The sequence below is a fragment of the Novosphingobium sp. ES2-1 genome, from assembly GCF_015169775.1.
GTDB lineage: Bacteria > Pseudomonadota > Alphaproteobacteria > Sphingomonadales > Sphingomonadaceae > Novosphingobium > Novosphingobium subterraneum.
The window spans coordinates 1,253,215-1,270,916 of record NZ_CP063445.1 but is presented as its reverse complement, the minus strand read 5'-3'; the positions used below and the strand labels follow the sequence as shown (position 1 = coordinate 1,270,916).

General features: G+C 63.1%; 18 protein-coding genes. All 18 read right to left on the bottom strand.

What is annotated here, in order from left to right:
- Nucleotides 1-3: 3 nt before the first annotated feature.
- The 18 genes from nuoN to IM701_RS05920 all read right to left on the bottom strand — a co-directional run bounded on the left by nuoN (nt 4) and on the right by IM701_RS05920 (nt 17,677).
- Complete coding sequence (gene nuoN, locus IM701_RS06005) at nt 4-1,467, bottom strand: NADH-quinone oxidoreductase subunit NuoN (protein ID WP_193828088.1); 1,464 nt, start codon at nt 1,465-1,467, stop codon at nt 4-6.
- Nucleotides 1,467-3,008, bottom strand: coding sequence for an NADH-quinone oxidoreductase subunit M (locus tag IM701_RS06000; RefSeq protein ID WP_193828087.1), 1,542 nt, complete (start codon nt 3,006-3,008; stop codon nt 1,467-1,469). Before IM701_RS06000 ends, nuoN begins: the two co-directional genes overlap by 1 nt.
- Nucleotides 3,005-5,053, bottom strand: coding sequence for an NADH-quinone oxidoreductase subunit L (gene nuoL / locus IM701_RS05995; protein ID WP_193828086.1), 2,049 nt, complete (start codon nt 5,051-5,053; stop codon nt 3,005-3,007). The genes IM701_RS06000 and nuoL overlap by 4 nt, the downstream gene beginning before the upstream one ends.
- Nucleotides 5,054-5,057: 4 nt before the next feature.
- Nucleotides 5,058-5,363: an NADH-quinone oxidoreductase subunit NuoK gene (gene nuoK, locus IM701_RS05990; RefSeq protein ID WP_011445933.1), complete on the bottom strand. Its 306-nt coding sequence runs from the start codon at nt 5,361-5,363 to the stop codon at nt 5,058-5,060.
- Entirely contained in the window at nt 5,363-5,980 is a 618-nt protein-coding gene (locus tag IM701_RS05985; RefSeq protein WP_039331347.1) for an NADH-quinone oxidoreductase subunit J, read from the bottom strand. Before IM701_RS05985 ends, nuoK begins: the two co-directional genes overlap by 1 nt.
- Nucleotides 5,981-5,992: 12 nt before the next feature.
- On the bottom strand, nt 5,993-6,478 hold the full coding sequence (gene nuoI / locus IM701_RS05980; protein WP_039331348.1) for an NADH-quinone oxidoreductase subunit NuoI: 486 nt from the start codon (nt 6,476-6,478) through the stop codon (nt 5,993-5,995).
- A complete protein-coding gene (gene nuoH, locus IM701_RS05975) occupies nt 6,475-7,518 on the bottom strand; it encodes an NADH-quinone oxidoreductase subunit NuoH (RefSeq protein WP_039331349.1) in 1,044 nt (347 codons plus the stop codon). The genes nuoI and nuoH overlap by 4 nt, the downstream gene beginning before the upstream one ends.
- Nucleotides 7,515-9,524: an NADH-quinone oxidoreductase subunit NuoG gene (gene nuoG / locus IM701_RS05970; RefSeq protein ID WP_193828085.1), complete on the bottom strand. Its 2,010-nt coding sequence runs from the start codon at nt 9,522-9,524 to the stop codon at nt 7,515-7,517. Before nuoG ends, nuoH begins: the two co-directional genes overlap by 4 nt.
- A complete protein-coding gene (gene nuoF, locus IM701_RS05965) occupies nt 9,524-10,822 on the bottom strand; it encodes an NADH-quinone oxidoreductase subunit NuoF (RefSeq protein WP_193828084.1) in 1,299 nt (432 codons plus the stop codon). The genes nuoG and nuoF overlap by 1 nt, the downstream gene beginning before the upstream one ends.
- A 123-nt stretch (nt 10,823-10,945) precedes the next feature.
- The gene (locus IM701_RS05960) at nt 10,946-11,614 is read right to left on the bottom strand and encodes an NAD(P)H-dependent oxidoreductase subunit E (RefSeq protein WP_193828083.1); all 669 of its coding nucleotides are present in this window, start codon (nt 11,612-11,614) and stop codon (nt 10,946-10,948) included.
- Nucleotides 11,607-11,804 carry a hypothetical protein gene (locus tag IM701_RS05955; RefSeq protein ID WP_062342107.1) on the bottom strand — a complete coding sequence of 66 codons (198 nt, stop codon included), beginning with the start codon at nt 11,802-11,804 and terminating at the stop codon, nt 11,607-11,609. The genes IM701_RS05960 and IM701_RS05955 overlap by 8 nt, the downstream gene beginning before the upstream one ends.
- Nucleotides 11,801-12,151 carry a nuclear transport factor 2 family protein gene (locus IM701_RS05950; protein WP_193828082.1) on the bottom strand — a complete coding sequence of 117 codons (351 nt, stop codon included), beginning with the start codon at nt 12,149-12,151 and terminating at the stop codon, nt 11,801-11,803. Before IM701_RS05950 ends, IM701_RS05955 begins: the two co-directional genes overlap by 4 nt.
- The gene (locus tag IM701_RS05945) at nt 12,148-13,359 is read right to left on the bottom strand and encodes an NADH-quinone oxidoreductase subunit D (RefSeq protein ID WP_193828081.1); all 1,212 of its coding nucleotides are present in this window, start codon (nt 13,357-13,359) and stop codon (nt 12,148-12,150) included. The genes IM701_RS05950 and IM701_RS05945 overlap by 4 nt, the downstream gene beginning before the upstream one ends.
- Nucleotides 13,356-14,333 (bottom strand): NADH-quinone oxidoreductase subunit C, encoded by a 978-nt coding sequence (locus IM701_RS05940; protein ID WP_193828080.1) that lies wholly within the window; start codon nt 14,331-14,333, stop codon nt 13,356-13,358. Before IM701_RS05940 ends, IM701_RS05945 begins: the two co-directional genes overlap by 4 nt.
- 13 nt (nt 14,334-14,346) lie before the next feature.
- Nucleotides 14,347-14,901, bottom strand: a complete 555-nt coding sequence (locus IM701_RS05935) for an NADH-quinone oxidoreductase subunit B family protein (RefSeq protein ID WP_039331362.1) — start codon at nt 14,899-14,901, stop codon at nt 14,347-14,349.
- Nucleotides 14,898-15,272, bottom strand: coding sequence for an NADH-quinone oxidoreductase subunit A (locus IM701_RS05930; RefSeq protein WP_039331365.1), 375 nt, complete (start codon nt 15,270-15,272; stop codon nt 14,898-14,900). Before IM701_RS05930 ends, IM701_RS05935 begins: the two co-directional genes overlap by 4 nt.
- Before the next feature lie 161 nt (nt 15,273-15,433).
- A complete protein-coding gene (locus IM701_RS05925; protein ID WP_193828079.1) occupies nt 15,434-16,867 on the bottom strand; it encodes a coniferyl aldehyde dehydrogenase in 1,434 nt (477 codons plus the stop codon).
- Nucleotides 16,868-16,891: 24 nt separating this feature from the next.
- The gene (locus IM701_RS05920; protein WP_193828078.1) at nt 16,892-17,677 is read right to left on the bottom strand and encodes an A24 family peptidase; all 786 of its coding nucleotides are present in this window, start codon (nt 17,675-17,677) and stop codon (nt 16,892-16,894) included.
- Between the last annotated feature and the right edge of the window lie 25 nt (nt 17,678-17,702).

Genomic DNA, 17,702 nt, shown 5'->3' with positions numbered 1-17,702 from the left:
TGATCAGCCGACCGGGAACAGCGCTGCGGCAGCGTATCCCGCGAGTGTATCGAGGCACTTGGTGCCAAGGTAGCCGAGCGGCGAGATCGCAAGGCTCGACAGCACCAGCAGCACGGTATGCGAAGTCTCGCCAGCGCCCTTCACCACATCCGCCGGTTCGTCGAAGTACATGACCTTGACAACCTTGAGGTAGTAGAACGCACCGATCACCGATGCAGCGATGCCGATCGCGGCGAGCACGATCATGTCGGCTTGCACTGCGGCCTGGAACACCACGAACTTGCCCCAGAAGCCGAACAGCGGCGGAATACCGGCGAGGCTGAACATCACCGACGCCATGGCAAAGGCAATCCAGGGGCGCGTTTTCGAAAGGCCAGCCAGGTCGGAGATCGCTTCGACCTGTTCACCGTTCTCGTCGCGCAGCAGCAGCATCGCCACGAAACCGGCAATCGACATCGCCACATAGATCGCGATGTAGACAAGCATCGCCGAAGCACCGGCGCGCGTTGCCGTCGCAAGCCCAATCAGGATGAAGCCGACATTGTTGATCGACGAATAGGCCATCAGGCGCTTGATGTTGTTCTGGCCGATCGCGCCCAGCGCGCCGATAACGATCGACAGCAGCGAAGCGAAGATCACGACCTGCTGCCAGGCATGCGGCTGGCTACCGAAAGCCTCGAAGCTGACGCGCACCAGCAGGCCCAGCGCCGAGACCTTCGACGCAGTGGCGAAGAACGTCGTTACCGGCGTCGGCGCGCCTTCGTAAACGTCGGGCGTCCACATGTGGAACGGCGCCGCGCTGATCTTGAAGGCAAGACCTGCGAGCACGAAAATGAGGCCGAACGTCGCTCCGGTCGACAGGCCGCCCGCAAGCGCAGCATTGATCCCGCCAAAGCTGGTCGTGCCGGTGAAGCCGTAGGTCAGGCTCATGCCGAACAGCAGTATACCTGAAGCCAGCGAGCCAAGCACGAAGTATTTGAGGCCGGATTCCGCCGACCGCTCGTCGGTGCGCAGGAACGAAGCCAACACATAGGACGCAAGGCTGTTCAGCTCGAGGCCGATGTAAAGCGCCAGCAGATCACCTGCAGACACCATCATGCCCATGCCGAGCGAGGCGAACAGCACCAGCAGCGGGAATTCTGCACGCATTGCGCGAGCCTTGTCGAAGAACGATTGCGCAACGATCAGCGTCACGCCAGCACTGGCGTAGATCAGCAACTTGGCGAACGCGGCGAAGGCATCGGCGCGATGCTGCCCACCGAATGCGATCACGTCCGGTCCCATCGCCTGCCCCCACAGTGCAGGCGCAGTAAGAATGGCGCAAACCGTCAGGACAGCAACGGCAAGGATCGAGATCAGGCGCGAGGCCTTGTCACCGCCCCAGGCGGAGATCAGCAGCAGCACCAGACCCGAAACCGAAAGGAGGATTTCGGGTGAGGTGAGAGCGAGCGAACGGGCGAAGTCCATCAGTGTGCCTCCCCGTGCGCGGCTTCATGTTCAGAATGGGCAGCAGCCATCGGCTTTCCAGCAGTTACTTGCGCATCGCCCTTGGGCTTGGCTTGCGCGAGGCGCGCATCGAGCGCGGCAATGTCCTTGCGCATCGGCGCGATGAAGCTCTCAGGGTAGACGCCCATCCACAGCACCACGGCAGCAAGAGGCACCATCATCGCCCACTCGCGCTTGTCGAGATCGAGCATCGCGGCGGCATCGGCGTTCTTCTGCTCGCCATAGGCAATGCGACGATAAAGGTAGAGCATGTATGCCGCACCAAGGATGATCCCGGTGGTGCAAATCAGGGCAACCCAGCTCGAGATCTGGTAGACGCCCATCAGCGACAGGAACTCGCCAACGAAACCGCTCGTACCCGGAAGCCCGATCGAGGCCATCGTGAACAGCAGCAGGAACACCGCGTAATACGGCATGTTGATCGACAAGCCGCCATAGCGCGCAATTTCGCGCGTGTGCAGACGGTCATAGATCACGCCCACGCTGAGGAAGAGCGCGCCTGCAACCAGGCCGTGGCTCAGCATGATCAGCATCGAACCTTCGAGACCCTGTTGATTGAAGGCAAACAGGCCAATCGTCACGATCGCCATGTGCGCGACCGAGGAATAGGCGATCAGCTTCTTCATGTCGTGCTGCACCAACGCGATCAGCGAGGTGATGACCACGGCCGCCATCGACATGCCGAAGATCAGCGGCGCGAACTGCGCCGAGGCTTCGGGGAACATCGGCAGCGAAAAGCGGATGAAGCCATAGCCACCCATCTTCAGCAGGACACCCGCAAGGATCACCGAACCGCCGGTGGGCGCCTGCACGTGCGCGTCAGGCAGCCAGGTGTGGACCGGCCACATCGGCATCTTCACGGCAAAGCTCGCGAAGAAGGCCAGCCACAGCCAGGTCTGCGCCTGCACCGGGAAGTTGTAGGCCATCAGCGTCGGGATGTCGGTCGTGCCGGCTTCGTTTACCATCCAGAACATCGCGATCAGCATCAGCACCGAGCCGAGCAGCGTGTAGAGGAAGAACTTGTAGCTGGCGTAGATGCGCTCCGCCCCGCCCCACACGCCGATGATCAGGTACATCGGGATCAGGCCGGCCTCGAACATGATGTAGAACAGAAACAGGTCCTGCGCCGCGAACACGCCGATCATCAGCGTTTCCATGAGCAGGAACGCCGCGTAATACTCGCCCTGGCGCTTGTCGATCGAGGTCCAGCTGGCGCCGATGCAGATCGGCATCAGGAAGACCGTCAGCGCGATCAGCAGCAGCGCGATGCCATCGATGCCGAGCTTCCACGAGAAGCCCGAGAAGATCGCGGCGCTTTCCGTGAATTGCCACTGCGCGCCGCCGATGTCGAACTGCGCCCAGAGGATCACGCCCAGAACGAAGTCGATCAAAGTGGCGACAAGCGCAACGGAACGCGCCTGTTCACGAGGAACGACAAGGCAGGCCACTGCCGCAACCAGCGGCACCAGCAGCATCAGCGAGAGGATCGGAAAACCGGTCATTGTGCGATCACCCAGCTGATCGCGCCGACAAGGCCGACGAGCATGACCAGCGCATAGCTATAGAGATACCCCGACTGGAGCTTGGCGGCGGCGCGGCTGCCTTGAGCGACGACCCAAGCGGCACCGTTCGGGCCGAAGCGATCGATCACGCCCTGGTCGACAACCTTCCAGAACACGCGGCCAAGCCACATCGCCGGAACGACGAAGAGGTAGTGGTAAAGCTCGTCGAAGTACCACTTGTTGAGCAGGAACTTGTAGAGGAACCCGAACTGCTCGACGAAGGCGGCCGGGAACTTCGTGTTCTTGATATAGGCGTACCAGGCGATCAGCAGGCCGGTGGCCATGACCGCGAACGGCGCCCACTTAACCCATGTCGGCACTGCGTGCATCGCGTGAAGCGTATGCTCGGCAAAGACCAGCGATCCCTTCCAGAACTCGCCCGTACCTTCGCTGATGAAGGCATGGTGGAACACGAACCCGGCAAAGATGGCACCCAGCGACAGCACGCCGAGCGGCACAAGCATGTTCAGCGGGCTTTCATGCGGGTGATAGCCTGCCGTGCCGTCACTGTGCTCGTCATGATGATGCGCATGAGCGTGGTCATCGTGCCCGTGAGCATGATCGTCATGCCCATGAGCATCGTGTACCGCGTGCTGGATATGCTCGGATTGCTCCCAGCGCGGCTTGCCGAAGAAGGTCAGGAACACCAGACGCCACGAATAGAAGCTGGTCAGCAGCGCTGCAAAGATACCGATGAAGAAGGCAAAGTGCCCCAGTTCGGTGCCCTTGGCATAGGCCGCCTCAAGGATCGCGTCCTTCGAGTAAAAACCTGCAAAACCGAACACATCGACAATGCCGACGCCGGTGATCGCCAGCGTGCCCATCATCATCGCCCAGTAGGTAAGAGGAATGCTCTTACGCAGGCCGCCATAGTACCGCATGTCCTGCTCGTGGTGCATCGCGTGGATCACCGAACCGGCACCCAGGAACAGCAACGCCTTGAAGAAGGCGTGGGTGAACAGGTGGAACATCGCCGCGCCATAGGCCGAGACACCTGCCGCAAAGAACATGTAGCCCAACTGCGAGCAGGTCGAATAGGCGATCACGCGCTTGATGTCGGTCTGCGTCGTGCCGACGGTTGCCGCAAAGATGCACGTCATCGCGCCGATGAAGGTCACGAACGACAGCGCCGTTGGGCTGACTTCGAACATCGGCGACAGACGGCAGACCATGAACACGCCCGCTGTCACCATGGTGGCAGCGTGGATCAGCGCCGATACCGGAGTCGGGCCCTCCATCGCGTCAGGCAACCACGTGTGCAGACCAAGCTGCGCCGACTTGCCCATCGCGCCGATGAACAGCAGCAGGCACAGCACGGTCATCGTGTCGAAGCGGTAGCCAAGGAAACCGATGGTCGAGCCGGCCATGCCGGGCGCGGCTTCAAGGATCGCCGGGATCGACACTGTGCCGAACACCAGGAACGTCCCGAAGATGCCCATCATGAAGCCGAGGTCGCCGACGCGGTTGACCACGAAGGCCTTCATAGCGGCGGCGTTGGCGGAAGGCTTGCGGAACCAGAAGCCGATCAGAAGGTAGGAGGCAAGACCCACGCCTTCCCAACCGAAGAACATCTGCACGAGGTTGTCCGCCGTCACCAGCATGAGCATGGCGAAGGTGAACAGCGACAGGTAGGCGAAGAAGCGCGGCTGATCCGGCTCCTCGCTCATGTAGCCCCACGAGTACAGGTGGACGAGCGCCGAGACGCTGGTGATGACCACCAGCATGACTGCCGTAAGCGTGTCGACCCGGAGCGCCCATGCGAAGTCGAGCGCGCCCGACTTGACCCAGTGCAGCACCGGAGTGACGCTTGCCTCGGCCGTTCCGCCCAGGAAAGAGATAAAGATCGGCCAGGACAGCGCGCACGAGATGAACAGCGCGCCAGTGGTCACCACCTTGGCCGGAACTGCGCCCAGCTTCTTGTTGCCGAGGCCTGCGACGATCGCTGCCAGAAGCGGCAGGAATACAATGATCAGGATGGAAGACATTGGTTCAGCCCTTCATCCGGTTGACATCGTCGACGGCAATGGTGCCGCGGCCACGGAAGTAGATGACGAGAATGGCAAGCCCGATTGCTGCCTCGCCCGCAGCCACCGTCAGCACGAACATCGCGAAGACCTGGCCGACAAGGTCGTGCAGGAACGCGCTGAACGCGACGAGGTTGAGGTTCACCGAAAGCAGGATCAGTTCGATCGCCATCAGGATGATGATGACGTTCTTCCGGTTGAGGAAGATGCCAAGCACGCCCAGCACGAACAGGATCGAGCTGACGACGAGGTAGTGTTCGATGCCGATCATCAGATCTGGACCCCCTTGCCCACTTCCGGCTGGAGATTGACGGTCGCCTCTTCCGGGCGACGTGCGTTCTGCTTCGAGACGTTCTGGCCACGCGTGTCGGTGCGCTGGCGATGCGTCAGCACGATCGCGCCGATCATCGCAACCAGCAGGACAATGCCCGCCGCTTCGAACAGGAACAGGTAACGGCTGTAGAGCAGTGCACCGATTGCCTCGATGTTCGAGGCTTCGGCCAGCGGCGCGGCCGAGCCATCGGCCTTGCCCAGCGCAACCGAACCCGCGCCGCGCACGATCAGGCCGACGAACAGCTCGACGAAAAGCACGACGGCCAGCGCCAAACCGAGCGGGAAGTTCTTGATGAATCCGGCGCGCAGTTCGGCAAAGTCGATGTCGAGCATCATCACGACGAACAGGAATAGCACCGCAACCGCACCGACATAGACGATGACCAGCAGCATCGCGATGAACTCGGCGCCCACCAGCACCATCAGGCCGGCGGCATTGAAGAACGCGAGGATCAGCCAGAGCACCGAATGCACCGGATTGCGCGCAAGAATCGTCACCGCACCGCTGAAGATGCAGAGCGTGGCGAAGAGATAGAAGGCGAATACCTGGATCATCAGCGCGGCCCCCTAGCGATACGGCGCATCGGCTTCAAGGTTCGCGGCTATCGCCCGCTCCCACTTGTCCCCGTTCGCGAGCAGCTTGGCCTTGTCGTAGAGCAGCTCCTCGCGCGTTTCCGTCGCGTATTCGAAGTTCGGCCCCTCGACGATGGCATCGACCGGGCAGGCTTCCTGGCAGAAGCCGCAGAAGATGCACTTCGTCATGTCGATGTCGTAACGCGTGGTGCGGCGGCTGCCGTCCTCGCGCGGTTCGGCTTCGATCGTGATCGCCTGCGCCGGGCACACCGCCTCGCACAGCTTGCACGCGATGCAGCGCTCCTCGCCGTTGGGATAACGGCGCAGGGCATGTTCACCACGGAAGCGCGGGGAAAGCGGGTTCTTCTCGAACGGGTAGTTGATCGTCGCCTTGGGCTTGAAGAAATACTTCAAGGTCAGCCAGTGCGCCTTCACGAACTCCCAAAGGGTGAAGCTCTTGATGAGCTGTCCGACGGTCATGCGAAGTGTCCGGTAGCCATGAGGTAGCCGCTGACGAGGAACACGAACAGCAGCGATACGGGCAGGAAGATCTTCCAGCCCAGGCGCATCAGCTGGTCATAGCGATAGCGCGGGACGGTCGCCTTCACCCAGCTGAAGATGAAGAAGAAGAACAGGATCTTGAGCAGGAGCCACACGAAGCCCGGCACGAGGTAGAGCACCGGAATGTCGAGCGGCGGCAGGTATCCGCCCCAGAACAGCACGGCGTTCAGCGCGCACATCAGCAGCACGTTGGCATATTCGCCGAGCCAGTAGAGCGCGAAGGCCATCGACGAGTATTCGGTCTGATAGCCCGCCACCAGCTCCGATTCCGCCTCGGTCAGGTCGAACGGCGCGCGTGCGGTTTCGGCCATGCCCGAGATCAGGAACATCACCCACATCGGGAACAGCAGCGGGTTCGCGACGAAGCCGTTGATGATCCACACGTGGCTTTGCTGCGCCTTGACGATGTCGTTCAGGTTGAACGTCCCCGCCCACAGCACCACGCAGATCAGGATGAAGCCGATCGAGACTTCGTAGGAGATCATCTGCGCCGAGGCGCGCATCGCCGAGAAGAACGGGTACTTAGAATTCGACGACCAGCCCGCGATCACTACGCCGTAAACGCCCAGCGACGAAATCGCGAGCACGTAGAGCAGGCCGACGTTGATGTTGGCCAGCACCGCGCCAGAATTGAACGGGATCACCGCCCAAGCCATCAGCGCAACGGTGAAGGTGATGATCGGCGCGATCAGGAACAGGCCCTTGTTCGCCGCCGAAGGAATGATGGTTTCCTGAAGGAACACCTTCAGGCCGTCGGCAAACGACTGCAGCAGGCCCAGCGGACCCACCACGTTCGGCCCCTTGCGCAGCGCCATCGCCGCCCAGATCTTGCGGTCGGCATAGATGATCATGGCAACGCCGAGCATCAGCGGAAACGCGATCAGCAGGATCCCGCAGATGGTGGCAATGCCCCAGGCCCACTCGTACGAGAGGCCAAGACCCATGAAGAACTCGGTCATTCCGCGGCCTCCGCGAAGCTTGTCCCGTGGAGCAGTTCCGCCGAACAGCGCTGCAGCGTCGGGCTGGAACGGGCGATGGCGTTGGTCAGGTAGCGATCCTTGATCGGGTAACCCGCGATCACACCCTCAGCCCTGGCACCAGCGGGAGCCGAGGGCAGAGCGCCATAATCGGCCAGACCTTCTATGCCCAGCGCCGGAACTTCAGCCACCATCGCCGCGCGAAGCTGCTCGAAGCTGTCGAAGCCGACCGAAACGCTAAGCGCGTCGGCCATGGCGCGCAGGATCGTCCAGTCCTCGCGCGCATCGCCGGGTGCGAACACAGCCTTCTCCGCATACTGCACGCGGCCTTCGGTGTTGACGTAAGTGCCGTCCTTCTCGCTGAACGCGGCGGCAGGCAGGATCACATCGGCAGCGTGCGCCGCCTTGTCACCATGATGGCCGATATGCACGATCATGCTGTCGGCAAACTTTGTAAAGTCCACCTCATCCGCACCCAGCGAGATGACCATCTTCGGCTTGGCCGCAACCAGATCGGCGAGGCCGCCCGTCTGCGCGTAGCCGAGCATCAAGCCACCCATGCGGCTTGCTGCCATGTGCACGACGTTGAAGCCGTTCCAGCCCTCACGCACCAGATTGAACTGTTCGGCAAAGGCCAGACCAGCAGCAAGCGCGCCCTTGCCCAGAGCCGCGCCGCCTATGATGATCGCGGGCTTCTGCGCCGCACCGAAGGCATCGCTGACTTCGGCTGGCAGGTTGCCCAGCACCGCCAGATCATCACCCAGGAACGTCGCCGGATAGGTCGGGTCCCACTGCGGACCGACCACGAACACCTTCGCGCCCTTCTTCACCGCCTTGCGCAGGCGGGTGTTGAGCAGCGGCGCCTCGTCGCGGATCATCGAACCCACGATCAGCACCGCGTCCGCATCCTCGATGCCAGCGAGGCCTGAGTTGAAGTTCACTGCCGCAAGGTTCGACGTGTCATAGGCAATGCCGGTCTGACGGCCTTCAAGCAGCGTGGAACCCAAGGCCCCTGCCAACTTCTTGGCCGCAAACATCGTCTCGCAATCGACCAGATCGCCCGCGATGACCGCCACCGACGAGCCCGGATTGATCTTCGCAACAGCCTCGAACGCCTCGGCCCAGGTCGCGGCGACCAGCTTGCCGTCACGGCGCAGCCATGGCTTGTCGAGACGGCGGCGGGTCAGTCCGTCGACCATGTAGCGGCCACGGTCGGACAGCCATTCCTCATTCACGTCGTCGTTGACGCGCGGCAGGATGCGCAGCACTTCGCGGCCACGGCTGTCGAGCCGGATGTTTGATCCCAGCGCGTCGGAAACGTCGATGGACAGCGTCTTCTTCAGCTCCCAGGGACGCGCTTCGAACGCATAGGGGCGGCTCGTCAGAGCACCGACCGGACAGAGGTCGATCACGTTGGCGGAAAGCTCGTGCGCCGCAGCCTTTTCCAGATAGGTGGAAATCTGCATCGTCTCGCCGCGATAGAGCGCGCCGATCTCGTCCACGCCCGCCACTTCTTCACTGAAGCGCACGCAGCGGGTGCAGTGGATGCAGCGCGTCATCGTCGTCTTGATGAGCGGGCCCATGTACTTCTCGGTCACCGCGCGCTTGTTCTCGTGATAGCGCGAGGCACCACGACCATAGGCGACCGACTGGTCCTGAAGGTCGCACTCGCCACCCTGATCGCAGATCGGGCAATCGAGCGGGTGGTTGATCAGGAGAAATTCCATCACCCCTTCCCGCGCCTTCTTGACCATCTCGGAATCCGTGCGGATTTCCTGGCCTTCCGTGGCGGGCAGCGCGCAGGACGCCTGCGGCTTTGGCGGTCCGGGCTTCACTTCGACCAGGCACATGCGGCAATTGCCGGCAATGCTCAGCCGCTCGTGATAGCAGAAGCGCGGGATTTCCTTGCCGGCCAGCTCGCACGCCTGCAGGACAGTAGCGCCTGCCGGGACTTCGAGCTCTACGCCGTCGACTTTGACTTTAGGCATTATTCTGCTGCCTCTGACAGTTCTGGCCGAGCGTTCTCGGCAATCCGGCGCTCGATCTCAGGGCGGAAGTGCTTGATCAGGCCCTGGATCGGCCAAGCGGCCGCGTCACCCAGTGCGCAGATGGTGTGGCCTTCGACCTGCTTGGTCACGTTGAACAGCATGTCGATTTCCTCGACGTCTGCATCTCCCGTGCGCAGGCGCTCCATCACGCGCCACATCCAGCCGGTGCCTTCGCGGCACGGCGTGCACTGGCCGCAGCTCTCGTGCTTGTAGAAGTACGACAGGCGGCTGATCGCGCGGACAATGTCGGTCGACTTGTCCATGACGATGACGGCGGCGGTGCCAAGGCCCGAACCCAGCGCGCGCAGACCATCAAAGTCCATCGGCGCGTCCCAGATTTCGGCCGCCGGAACCAGCGGAACCGATGAGCCGCCGGGGATCACGGCGAGAAGGTTGTCCTTGCCGCCACGGATGCCGCCGCAGTGCTTCTCGATCAGCTCGCTGAACGGGACGCTCATCTCTTCCTCGACCACGCAGGGCCGGTTCACGTGGCCACTGATCTGGAAGAGCTTGGTGCCCTTGTTGTTCTCGCGCCCGAACGAGGAGAACCACGAAGCGCCGCGACGCAGGATCGTCGGCGCAACCGCGATCGATTCCACGTTGTTGACCGTTGTCGGGCAGCCATAGAGTCCCGCACCCGCCGGGAACGGCGGCTTGAGGCGGGGCTGGCCCTTCTTGCCTTCGAGGCTCTCGATCATCGCGGTCTCTTCGCCGCAGATGTAGGCGCCCGCACCGCGATGGACGAAGACGTCGAAATCGTAGCCCGAACCACTGGCGTTCTTGCCGATCAGGCCGGCGTCATAAGCCTCCTGCACGGCGGCGAACAGCGTCTCGGCCTCGCGGATATATTCGCCGCGAATGTAGATGTAGGCGGCGCGCGCACGCATCGCATAGCCCGCGATCAGCGCGCCTTCGATCAGCTTGTGCGGATCGTGGCGGATGATCTCGCGGTCCTTGCACGAGCCCGGCTCGGACTCGTCGGCGTTGATAACCAGGAAGCTCGGACGGCCGTCCTTGCTCTCCTTGGGCATGAACGACCACTTCATCCCAGTCGGGAAGCCCGCACCGCCACGACCGCGCAGGCCCGAGGCCTTGATTTCCTCGATGATCGCGTCCTGCCCGCGCTCCATCAGGGCCTTGGTATTGTCCCAGTCCCCGCGCCCCCTCGCAGCGGCAAGGTTCCACGGCTGGAAGCCGTAGACGTTGGTGAAGATGCGATCCTTGTCAGCGAGACTCACAGGGCACCTCTAATCGCAAAAATCCGCTCATCCTGAGCCTGTCGAAGGATGATGGCAAAACGCGACGGCAGCGGGCGGGCTTCGACAAGCTCAGCCTGAGCGGGGTTGGGGTGTTGGTTCATCCTACCACTCCCCTCGGTAATCGTGGTTGGCGTCAACCATCGCCGTCAGGTTGCTGAGCGCACCCGCCGGTTCCACCGTATGACGGCCCGGCAGCTGCGTGCCGGTCTTCGGCTGCTTGCCTGCGGCCAGCTCGTCAAGGATGCGCTCCATGTCGGCGGCGGTCAGGTCTTCGTAGTTGTCGTCGTTGATCTGGACCATCGGAGCCGACGCGCAGTTGCCCATGCACTCGACTTCGGTCAGCGTGAACATGCCGTCTGAGGTGGTGTGGCCCTTCTTCAGGCCCTTGCCCTTGCAGGCGGCCATAATGTCGTCCGACCCGCGCAGCATGCAGGGCGTGGTGCCGCAAACCTGCACGTGGAAACGCCCGATCGGGGCGATGTTGTACATGGTGTAGAACGTCGCCACCTCGACCACGCGGATCACCGGCATGTCGAGATACTTGGCCACGTATTCCATCACCGGGATCGGCAGCCAGCCTTGCGTGTTCAGCTCCGCCCCCACCTGGCGCTGTGCCAGATCGAGCAGCGGCATCACCGCCGAGCGCTGGCGCCCCGCCGGATAGCGCGCGACGATCTGCTTGGCCTTCTCGGCATTCTCGGAAGTCCAAGCGAAGTCGCCCCAGCGGGCGCGCAGTTCGGGGCTGTCCGGTTCGATATAGCGATCAGCCATTGCTCCGCCCCCGCTTGATCAGGATGTCCTGCGCATAGTGGAACAGCTCGAACCCGCCGATGGCGGCGATCAGCATCGGCAGCGTCTCGGTCGCCTGCGCGCCGAGGTACAGTTCGCCGAAGTACCACGCAGCGAGCGCGAGGCCCGTCAGCATGGCCCAGAGGCGCATGAGGTCAAACGTGGACTTCACCGGATAAACTCCACCCGAGAGCACTTGTCGCCCTCGAAAGAATAGACTGCGATCACGTCGAACGGCTCGACCAGTGCCGAACCATCGGTGGCGGGCCCGCGCGTCACATGCTCGCGCATCAGCACGTAGTTGCCGATGGCTTGGGCCTCGACGATTTCGGCATGGTTCTGCGGCCAGCGCGCAAACGCGGCGGCAAGGCCGGAGCGCGTGCCCTCCTTGCCCTGACGCACCACATCCCCGCGATAGTTCGCCTCGCAGGCATCGTCGGTCATGTACGAGACGTAGGTATCCACGTCCTGCGCGTTGTAGGCGGCGATCATCGCCTTGGCGGTTTCGAGATTGCTCACCGGTCGCACTCCCCGAACACCACGTCGATCGCGCCGAGGATGGCGGTCGCATCGGGCAGCATGTGGCCCTTGCACATGAAGTCCATCGCCTGGAGGTGACTGAACGCGGTCGGGCGGATCTTGCAGCGGTAGGGCTTATTCGAACCGTCCGAGACCAGATAGACGCCGAATTCGCCCTTGGGGCTTTCGGTCGCCACATAGACTTCGCCCGCCGGAACGTGGAAGCCTTCGGTGTAGAGCTTGAAGTGATGGATCAGGGCTTCCATCGACTGCTTCATCTCGGCGCGCTTGGGCGGCACCACCTTGCGGTCGGTGCTGGCAATCGGGCCTTCGGGCATCTGCGCGATGCACTGGCGCATGATGCGGGCCGACTGGCGCACTTCCTCGACGCGGACCATGAAGCGGTCGTAGCAGTCGCCGCTGGTGCCGACCGGAATGTCGAACTCCATGCGGTCATAGACGTCGTAGGGCTGGCTCTTGCGCAGGTCCCACGGAATGCCCGAACCACGGATCATCGGGCCGGAGAAGCCCCAGCGCAGCGCGTCTTCCTTGGAAACCACGGCGATGTCGACGTTGCGCTGCTTGAAGATGCGGTTGTCGACCACGAGGCTCATCGCGTCCTCGAACAGCGGGAACAGACGCTCGTCGATCCAGTCCGCCATGTCGGTCAGCAGCTTGAGCGGCACGTCCTGGTGCACGCCGCCGGGGCGGAACCACGCCGAGTGCATGCGGGCACCCGATGCCCGTTCGAAGAAGTTGAGGCAGTCCTCGCGGATCTCGAACAGCCACAGGTTCGGCGTCATCGCGCCGACGTCCATGACATGGCTGCCGAGGTTGAGCATGTGGTTGCAGATTCGGGTCAGTTCCGCGAACAGCACGCGCAGGTACTGGGCCCGGAGCGGCACCTCGATGTTCAGCAGCTTCTCCACCGCGAGCACATAGGAGTGCTCCATCGCCAGCGGCGAGCAATAGTCGAGCCGGTCGAAATAGGGCAGCGCCTGCAGGTAGGTCTTGTGCTCGATCAGCTTCTCGGTGCCGCGATGGAGCAGGCCGACGTGCGGATCGATCCGCTCGATGATCTCGCCGTCAAGCTCCATGACCATGCGCAGCACGCCGTGCGCTGCCGGGTGCTGGGGCCCGAAGTTGATCGTGTAGTTGGAAATGACCTCGTCGCCGGTGGTCGGCGACTGTTCGAGGCTCAGGCTCATGCGCCTTCTCCATCGGTCTTCTTCGCGCGCGTCCGCTTGGGCTTGTCGGCCGCTTCGGTCGCGCCCTCGGTATCGGCAGTCTTCGTTGCGCGCGGCTTCTTCGCCGGGCGAGCCTCGGTCGGCTCGGGCGCATCGGGAGCGTCAATTTCAGTCTTCACCGCAACCGGCTCGCCCTGGCCCTGACCCGCGACAGTCCCGCCGGCGGCCTTCGCATCCGAAACCGGCTTGGCCGCCTCGGCATTGGCCTTCTCGCCAGCGCCGGTGTCGGCGGGCTTGTCGGTCGTCTTGGGCACGTCGGCCTTCGGATCGCCCTTGGTGTCGGGCTTGGTCGCCACCGGAGCCGGAGCAGGCGGCGGGGTCGCGGCCTTCTCGTCACCCGGCAGCACGTAGTCCGCACCTTCCCATGGGCTCATGAAGTCGAACTGGCGCAGATCCTGTGCCAGCTGCACCGGCTCATAGACCACGCGCTTGTCTTCTTCCGAATAGCGCAGCTCGACATAGCCGGTCAGCGGGAAGTCCTTGCGGAACGGGTGACCCTGGAAGCCGTAGTCGGTCAGGATGCGGCGCAGGTCCGAATTGCCTGAGAACAGCACGCCGAACATGTCGTAGACTTCGCGCTCGTACCAGCCGGCGTTCGGCCACAGCGTCGTCACGGTCGGCACCGGCGTCGCCTCGTCGGTCGAGGTCTTGACGATCACGCGGTGGTTCTTCGTCACCGAGAGCAGGCAGTAGCATACGTCGAAGCGCTCGGTGCGCTGCGGGTAGTCGACGCCCGCGATGTCCATCAGCTGCTGGTATTCGTGGCCATCACGCAGCAGACGCAGGGCGTCCTCGACGCTGTCACGCACAACGGTGAGCAGGATTTCGCCATGCTCCTCGTCAGCCGAAACCAGCATCGCGCCCAGCGCAGCCGCCAGCGCATCCTTCACGCCCTCGTTCGAGGACCAGCGCGGCGCGGAGTGGAGAACGGTCATTGTTCCTTGCTCCTCAGCGCTCGATCGTACCGGCGCGGCGGATCTTCCGCTGCAGCTGCATCACGCCATAGAGCAGCGCCTCGGCGGTCGGCGGGCAGCCGGGTACGTAGATGTCCACCGGCACGATGCGATCGCAGCCGCGCACTACCGAATAGCTGTAGTGATAGTAGCCGCCGCCATTGGCGCACGAACCCATCGAGATCACGTACTTGGGGTCCGACATCTGGTCGTAGACCTTGCGCAGTGCCGGGGCCATCTTGTTGCACAGCGTGCCGGCCACGATCATCACGTCCGACTGGCGCGGCGAGGCGCGCGGGGCAACGCCAAAGCGTTCCATGTCATAGCGGGGCATGTTGACGTGGATCATCTCGACCGCGCAGCAGGCAAGGCCGAAGGTCATCCACCACAGCGAGCCGGTGCGGGCCCACTGGAACAATTCTTCGGTGCTGGTGACGAGGAAGCCCTTGTCGTTCACCTCGGCATTGAGGCTGTCGAAAAACGCCTGGTCCGGCGCCGTAACGGCACCGGCATTGGCAGTAACGAGCGGGTTAGTGGCCATGTTGCTCATTCCCAGTCCAGCGCGCCCTTCTTCCAGGCATAGATGAAGCCGATCACCAGTTCGCCGAGGAAGACCATCATGGTCGTCCACCCGGCCCAACCGGTTTCCTTCAGGCTGACCGCCCAGGGAAACAGGAACGCGGCTTCGAGATCGAAGATGATGAACAGGATCGCGACGAGATAGAACCGCACGTCGAACTGGCTGCGCGGGTCTTCGAACGCGGGGAAGCCGCATTCATACTCGCTGAGCTTTTCCGCGGTGGGATTGTGTGCGCCGGTCAGGCGCGACACGCCCATTGGCAGGAACACGAATGCGGAAGAAAGCGCCAAGGCGATCCCGAGAAAGATCAGGATCGGCAGGTATTGAGACAGATCGACCAAAGGGCTGACTCGCGAAGCTGCAGGTTCGCCTGCGCCCTAGTCCCGACCGCGCCTGTACGCAAGTGGGGTGCATTGCACTAAGGGCGGAATTGCCTGCCCTTTTCCCAGTGCAGCGTGATTGGGCGACGTAGGGCCGCCGCCCTGCCATTCGTATGCCTTGCTTACTTCAGCTGCATCTTCAGCGTGCGCGCCGTGGCGGCACCATATGGCGGCTTGAGGCCCGCGATCCTGGCGAGGTCGATCTTCGGTTGGCTGAAGACGGCGCGGGCATGGCTGAACGAACGGAAGCCTTCCACGCCATGATAGCTCCCCATGCCGGAAGGCCCCACTCCGCCGAACGGCAAGTCGTCGGCCGAGACATGAAAAATAACATCATTGACGGTCACCCCGCCCGAGATCGTCCGGCTGAGCACTGACTCACGCTCGGCCCGATCCTCGCCAAAGTAATAGAGCCCCAGCGGCCGGTCGTGGGCATTGACGTAATCGATGGCTTCATCGATCCGCGAATAGGTCTTCACCGGCAGGACCGGCCCGAAGATCTCGTCCTGCATGACCTTCATGTCGTCACTGACGTTGCGCAGGATCGTCAGGGGCAGCTTGTTGCCGTTCAATCCTTCGAAGTTCTCGTTGCCCGGATTTACGACAATCGCCTCGGCGCCCTTTGCCACGGCATCGTCGACCAGCCCCGCCAACCGGTCACGGTGACGCCGGTTGATCACGGAGGTGTAATCGTCGTTCGCCAGCAGCGTCGGGTACATCTGCGCCACGCTCGCCTGCACCGCCCCGATGGCCTTGTGCTCGAGTTCCTCGGGCACCAGCATGTAATCCGGCGCCAGGCAGATCTGGCCTGCGTTCATCATCTTGCCCAGCGCGATCCGCTCCGCCGCCTTGGCAACGTCGGCGCTGCGTCCGAGAATGGTGGGCGACTTGCCGCCCAGTTCCAGCGTCACCGGCACCAGATTGTCCGCTGCCGCGTGAAGCACGTGCTTGCCGATCGAGGTCGCCCCGGTGAACAGGAGGTGATCGAACGGCAGCGAGCAGAAGTCCTGGCCCGTCTGAGGCCCGCCCAGAATGACGGCCACCTCCTCTTCACCGAAGAACTTGGGGAACAGTTCGGCCATCAGTTCCGAGGTCCGCTCGGTAAACTCGCTGGGCTTCAGCATCGCCCGGTTCCCCGCCGCAAAGGCCTGCGCCAGCGGCCCCATCGTCAACCCGACCGGGAAGTTCCACGGCGCGACGATGCCGATCACGCCCTTGGGCTCGTACCGCACCTCGGCCCGCGCCCCGAGCAGGTTCAGCGGGAAGTTGACGTGGCGCTTCTCGGGCTTGCTCCATGCCTTCATCCGCTTCTGCGAATAGCGGATCAGGCTGATCGAGGGCATGATATCGGTCAGCATCGACTGCTCGTGGCTGCGGTGGCCGAAGTCGGCGCTCATCGCTCTGGCGAAATCCTCGCCATGCGCCAGCAGCATCCTGGCGCAGCGCTCCAGACGGTCGTTGCGCGTCGACAGAGGCTCAGGCCGGGCTGCCATAAAGGCCTCGCGCTGCTTGCCGAGCGCAGTCATCATTTCGTCGCGCGCCGTTTCCTTGAACATGTCGCCCCGCTCCCCGAATCGCGTTCAGCCCGGCCCCTGCAAAAGGAATAGCAGCCATGCCGTAGCGGCAAGGCAGGTCCCCAGCGGCAGTGCCGTGTTAGCGTCGATCTTACGCTTGCTGACAAGCATGACAATAGCCGCTGCAATGCCGATGATGCTTGCACCAAGCATCGTCTCGACGACACCCAGCGGCCCCAGCCAGAGCCCGATCGCGCCGAGCAGCGGAGGGTCGCCCGAGCCCATCCCCTCGCGCCCGCGAGCCTTGAGATAGAACCTCGCGATCAGCCACAGCAGAGCATAACCCACCACGCCCCCGGCAACGGCTATACCGATCACTCCTGCGTCATCGATCACTCTGGCGCGGGCGATTGACACAAGCAGCCCGCTTGCGGCCAGCCAGCCCACAAGCAACCGCGGCAACCACAAGTGTCGCAGATCGAGCAACGCCAGCAGCAGCAACTGCCACCCCAGCAGCATGGCGGCGAGCGCCAGGCCTTCACGCGCCAGCAACAGCGATGCCACGCCAATGGCGGCGCCGCCCAGTTCGCAGGCAAGCTGCCATCCGCCGATGCGCGCACCGCAGGAGCGGCACTTCCCCCTTTGCATCATCCACGACAGAACAGGCACCAGTTCGACCACCGTCAGAGCCTTGCCGCACCCGTCGCAGGCGGACCGACCGGTCACGACCGAACGTCCCGAGGGCAAACGCTCCAGAGCAGCGCCCAGAAAGCTCCCGACAATTGCGCCCAGAATGGCCGAACCGACCAGCGGAACGCCTGCAGGCAGGCTCGAAAATGCAGGACCCAGCATCTGTTCGACCAATGCCCCATTTGCG

Excerpts from the sequence above, each read along its gene's own strand:
- nuoN (WP_193828088.1), bottom strand. The coding sequence starts at position 1,467 with ATGGACTTCGCCCGTTCGCTCGCTCTCACCTCACCCGAAATCCTCCTT.
- IM701_RS06000 (WP_193828087.1), bottom strand. The coding sequence starts at position 3,008 with ATGACCGGTTTTCCGATCCTCTCGCTGATGCTGCTGGTGCCGCTGGTT.
- nuoL (WP_193828086.1), bottom strand. The coding sequence starts at position 5,053 with ATGTCTTCCATCCTGATCATTGTATTCCTGCCGCTTCTGGCAGCGATC.
- nuoK (WP_011445933.1), bottom strand. The coding sequence starts at position 5,363 with ATGATCGGCATCGAACACTACCTCGTCGTCAGCTCGATCCTGTTCGTG.
- IM701_RS05985 (WP_039331347.1), bottom strand. The coding sequence starts at position 5,980 with ATGATCCAGGTATTCGCCTTCTATCTCTTCGCCACGCTCTGCATCTTC.
- nuoI (WP_039331348.1), bottom strand. The coding sequence starts at position 6,478 with ATGACCGTCGGACAGCTCATCAAGAGCTTCACCCTTTGGGAGTTCGTG.
- nuoH (WP_039331349.1), bottom strand. The coding sequence starts at position 7,518 with ATGACCGAGTTCTTCATGGGTCTTGGCCTCTCGTACGAGTGGGCCTGG.
- nuoG (WP_193828085.1), bottom strand. The coding sequence starts at position 9,524 with ATGCCTAAAGTCAAAGTCGACGGCGTAGAGCTCGAAGTCCCGGCAGGC.
- IM701_RS05960 (WP_193828083.1), bottom strand. The coding sequence starts at position 11,614 with ATGGCTGATCGCTATATCGAACCGGACAGCCCCGAACTGCGCGCCCGC.
- IM701_RS05945 (WP_193828081.1), bottom strand. The coding sequence starts at position 13,359 with ATGAGCCTGAGCCTCGAACAGTCGCCGACCACCGGCGACGAGGTCATT.
- IM701_RS05940 (WP_193828080.1), bottom strand. The coding sequence starts at position 14,333 with ATGACCGTTCTCCACTCCGCGCCGCGCTGGTCCTCGAACGAGGGCGTG.
- IM701_RS05935 (WP_039331362.1), bottom strand. The coding sequence starts at position 14,901 with ATGAGCAACATGGCCACTAACCCGCTCGTTACTGCCAATGCCGGTGCC.
- IM701_RS05925 (WP_193828079.1), bottom strand. The coding sequence starts at position 16,867 with ATGTTCAAGGAAACGGCGCGCGACGAAATGATGACTGCGCTCGGCAAG.
- IM701_RS05920 (WP_193828078.1), bottom strand. The coding sequence starts at position 17,677 with ATGCTGGGTCCTGCATTTTCGAGCCTGCCTGCAGGCGTTCCGCTGGTC.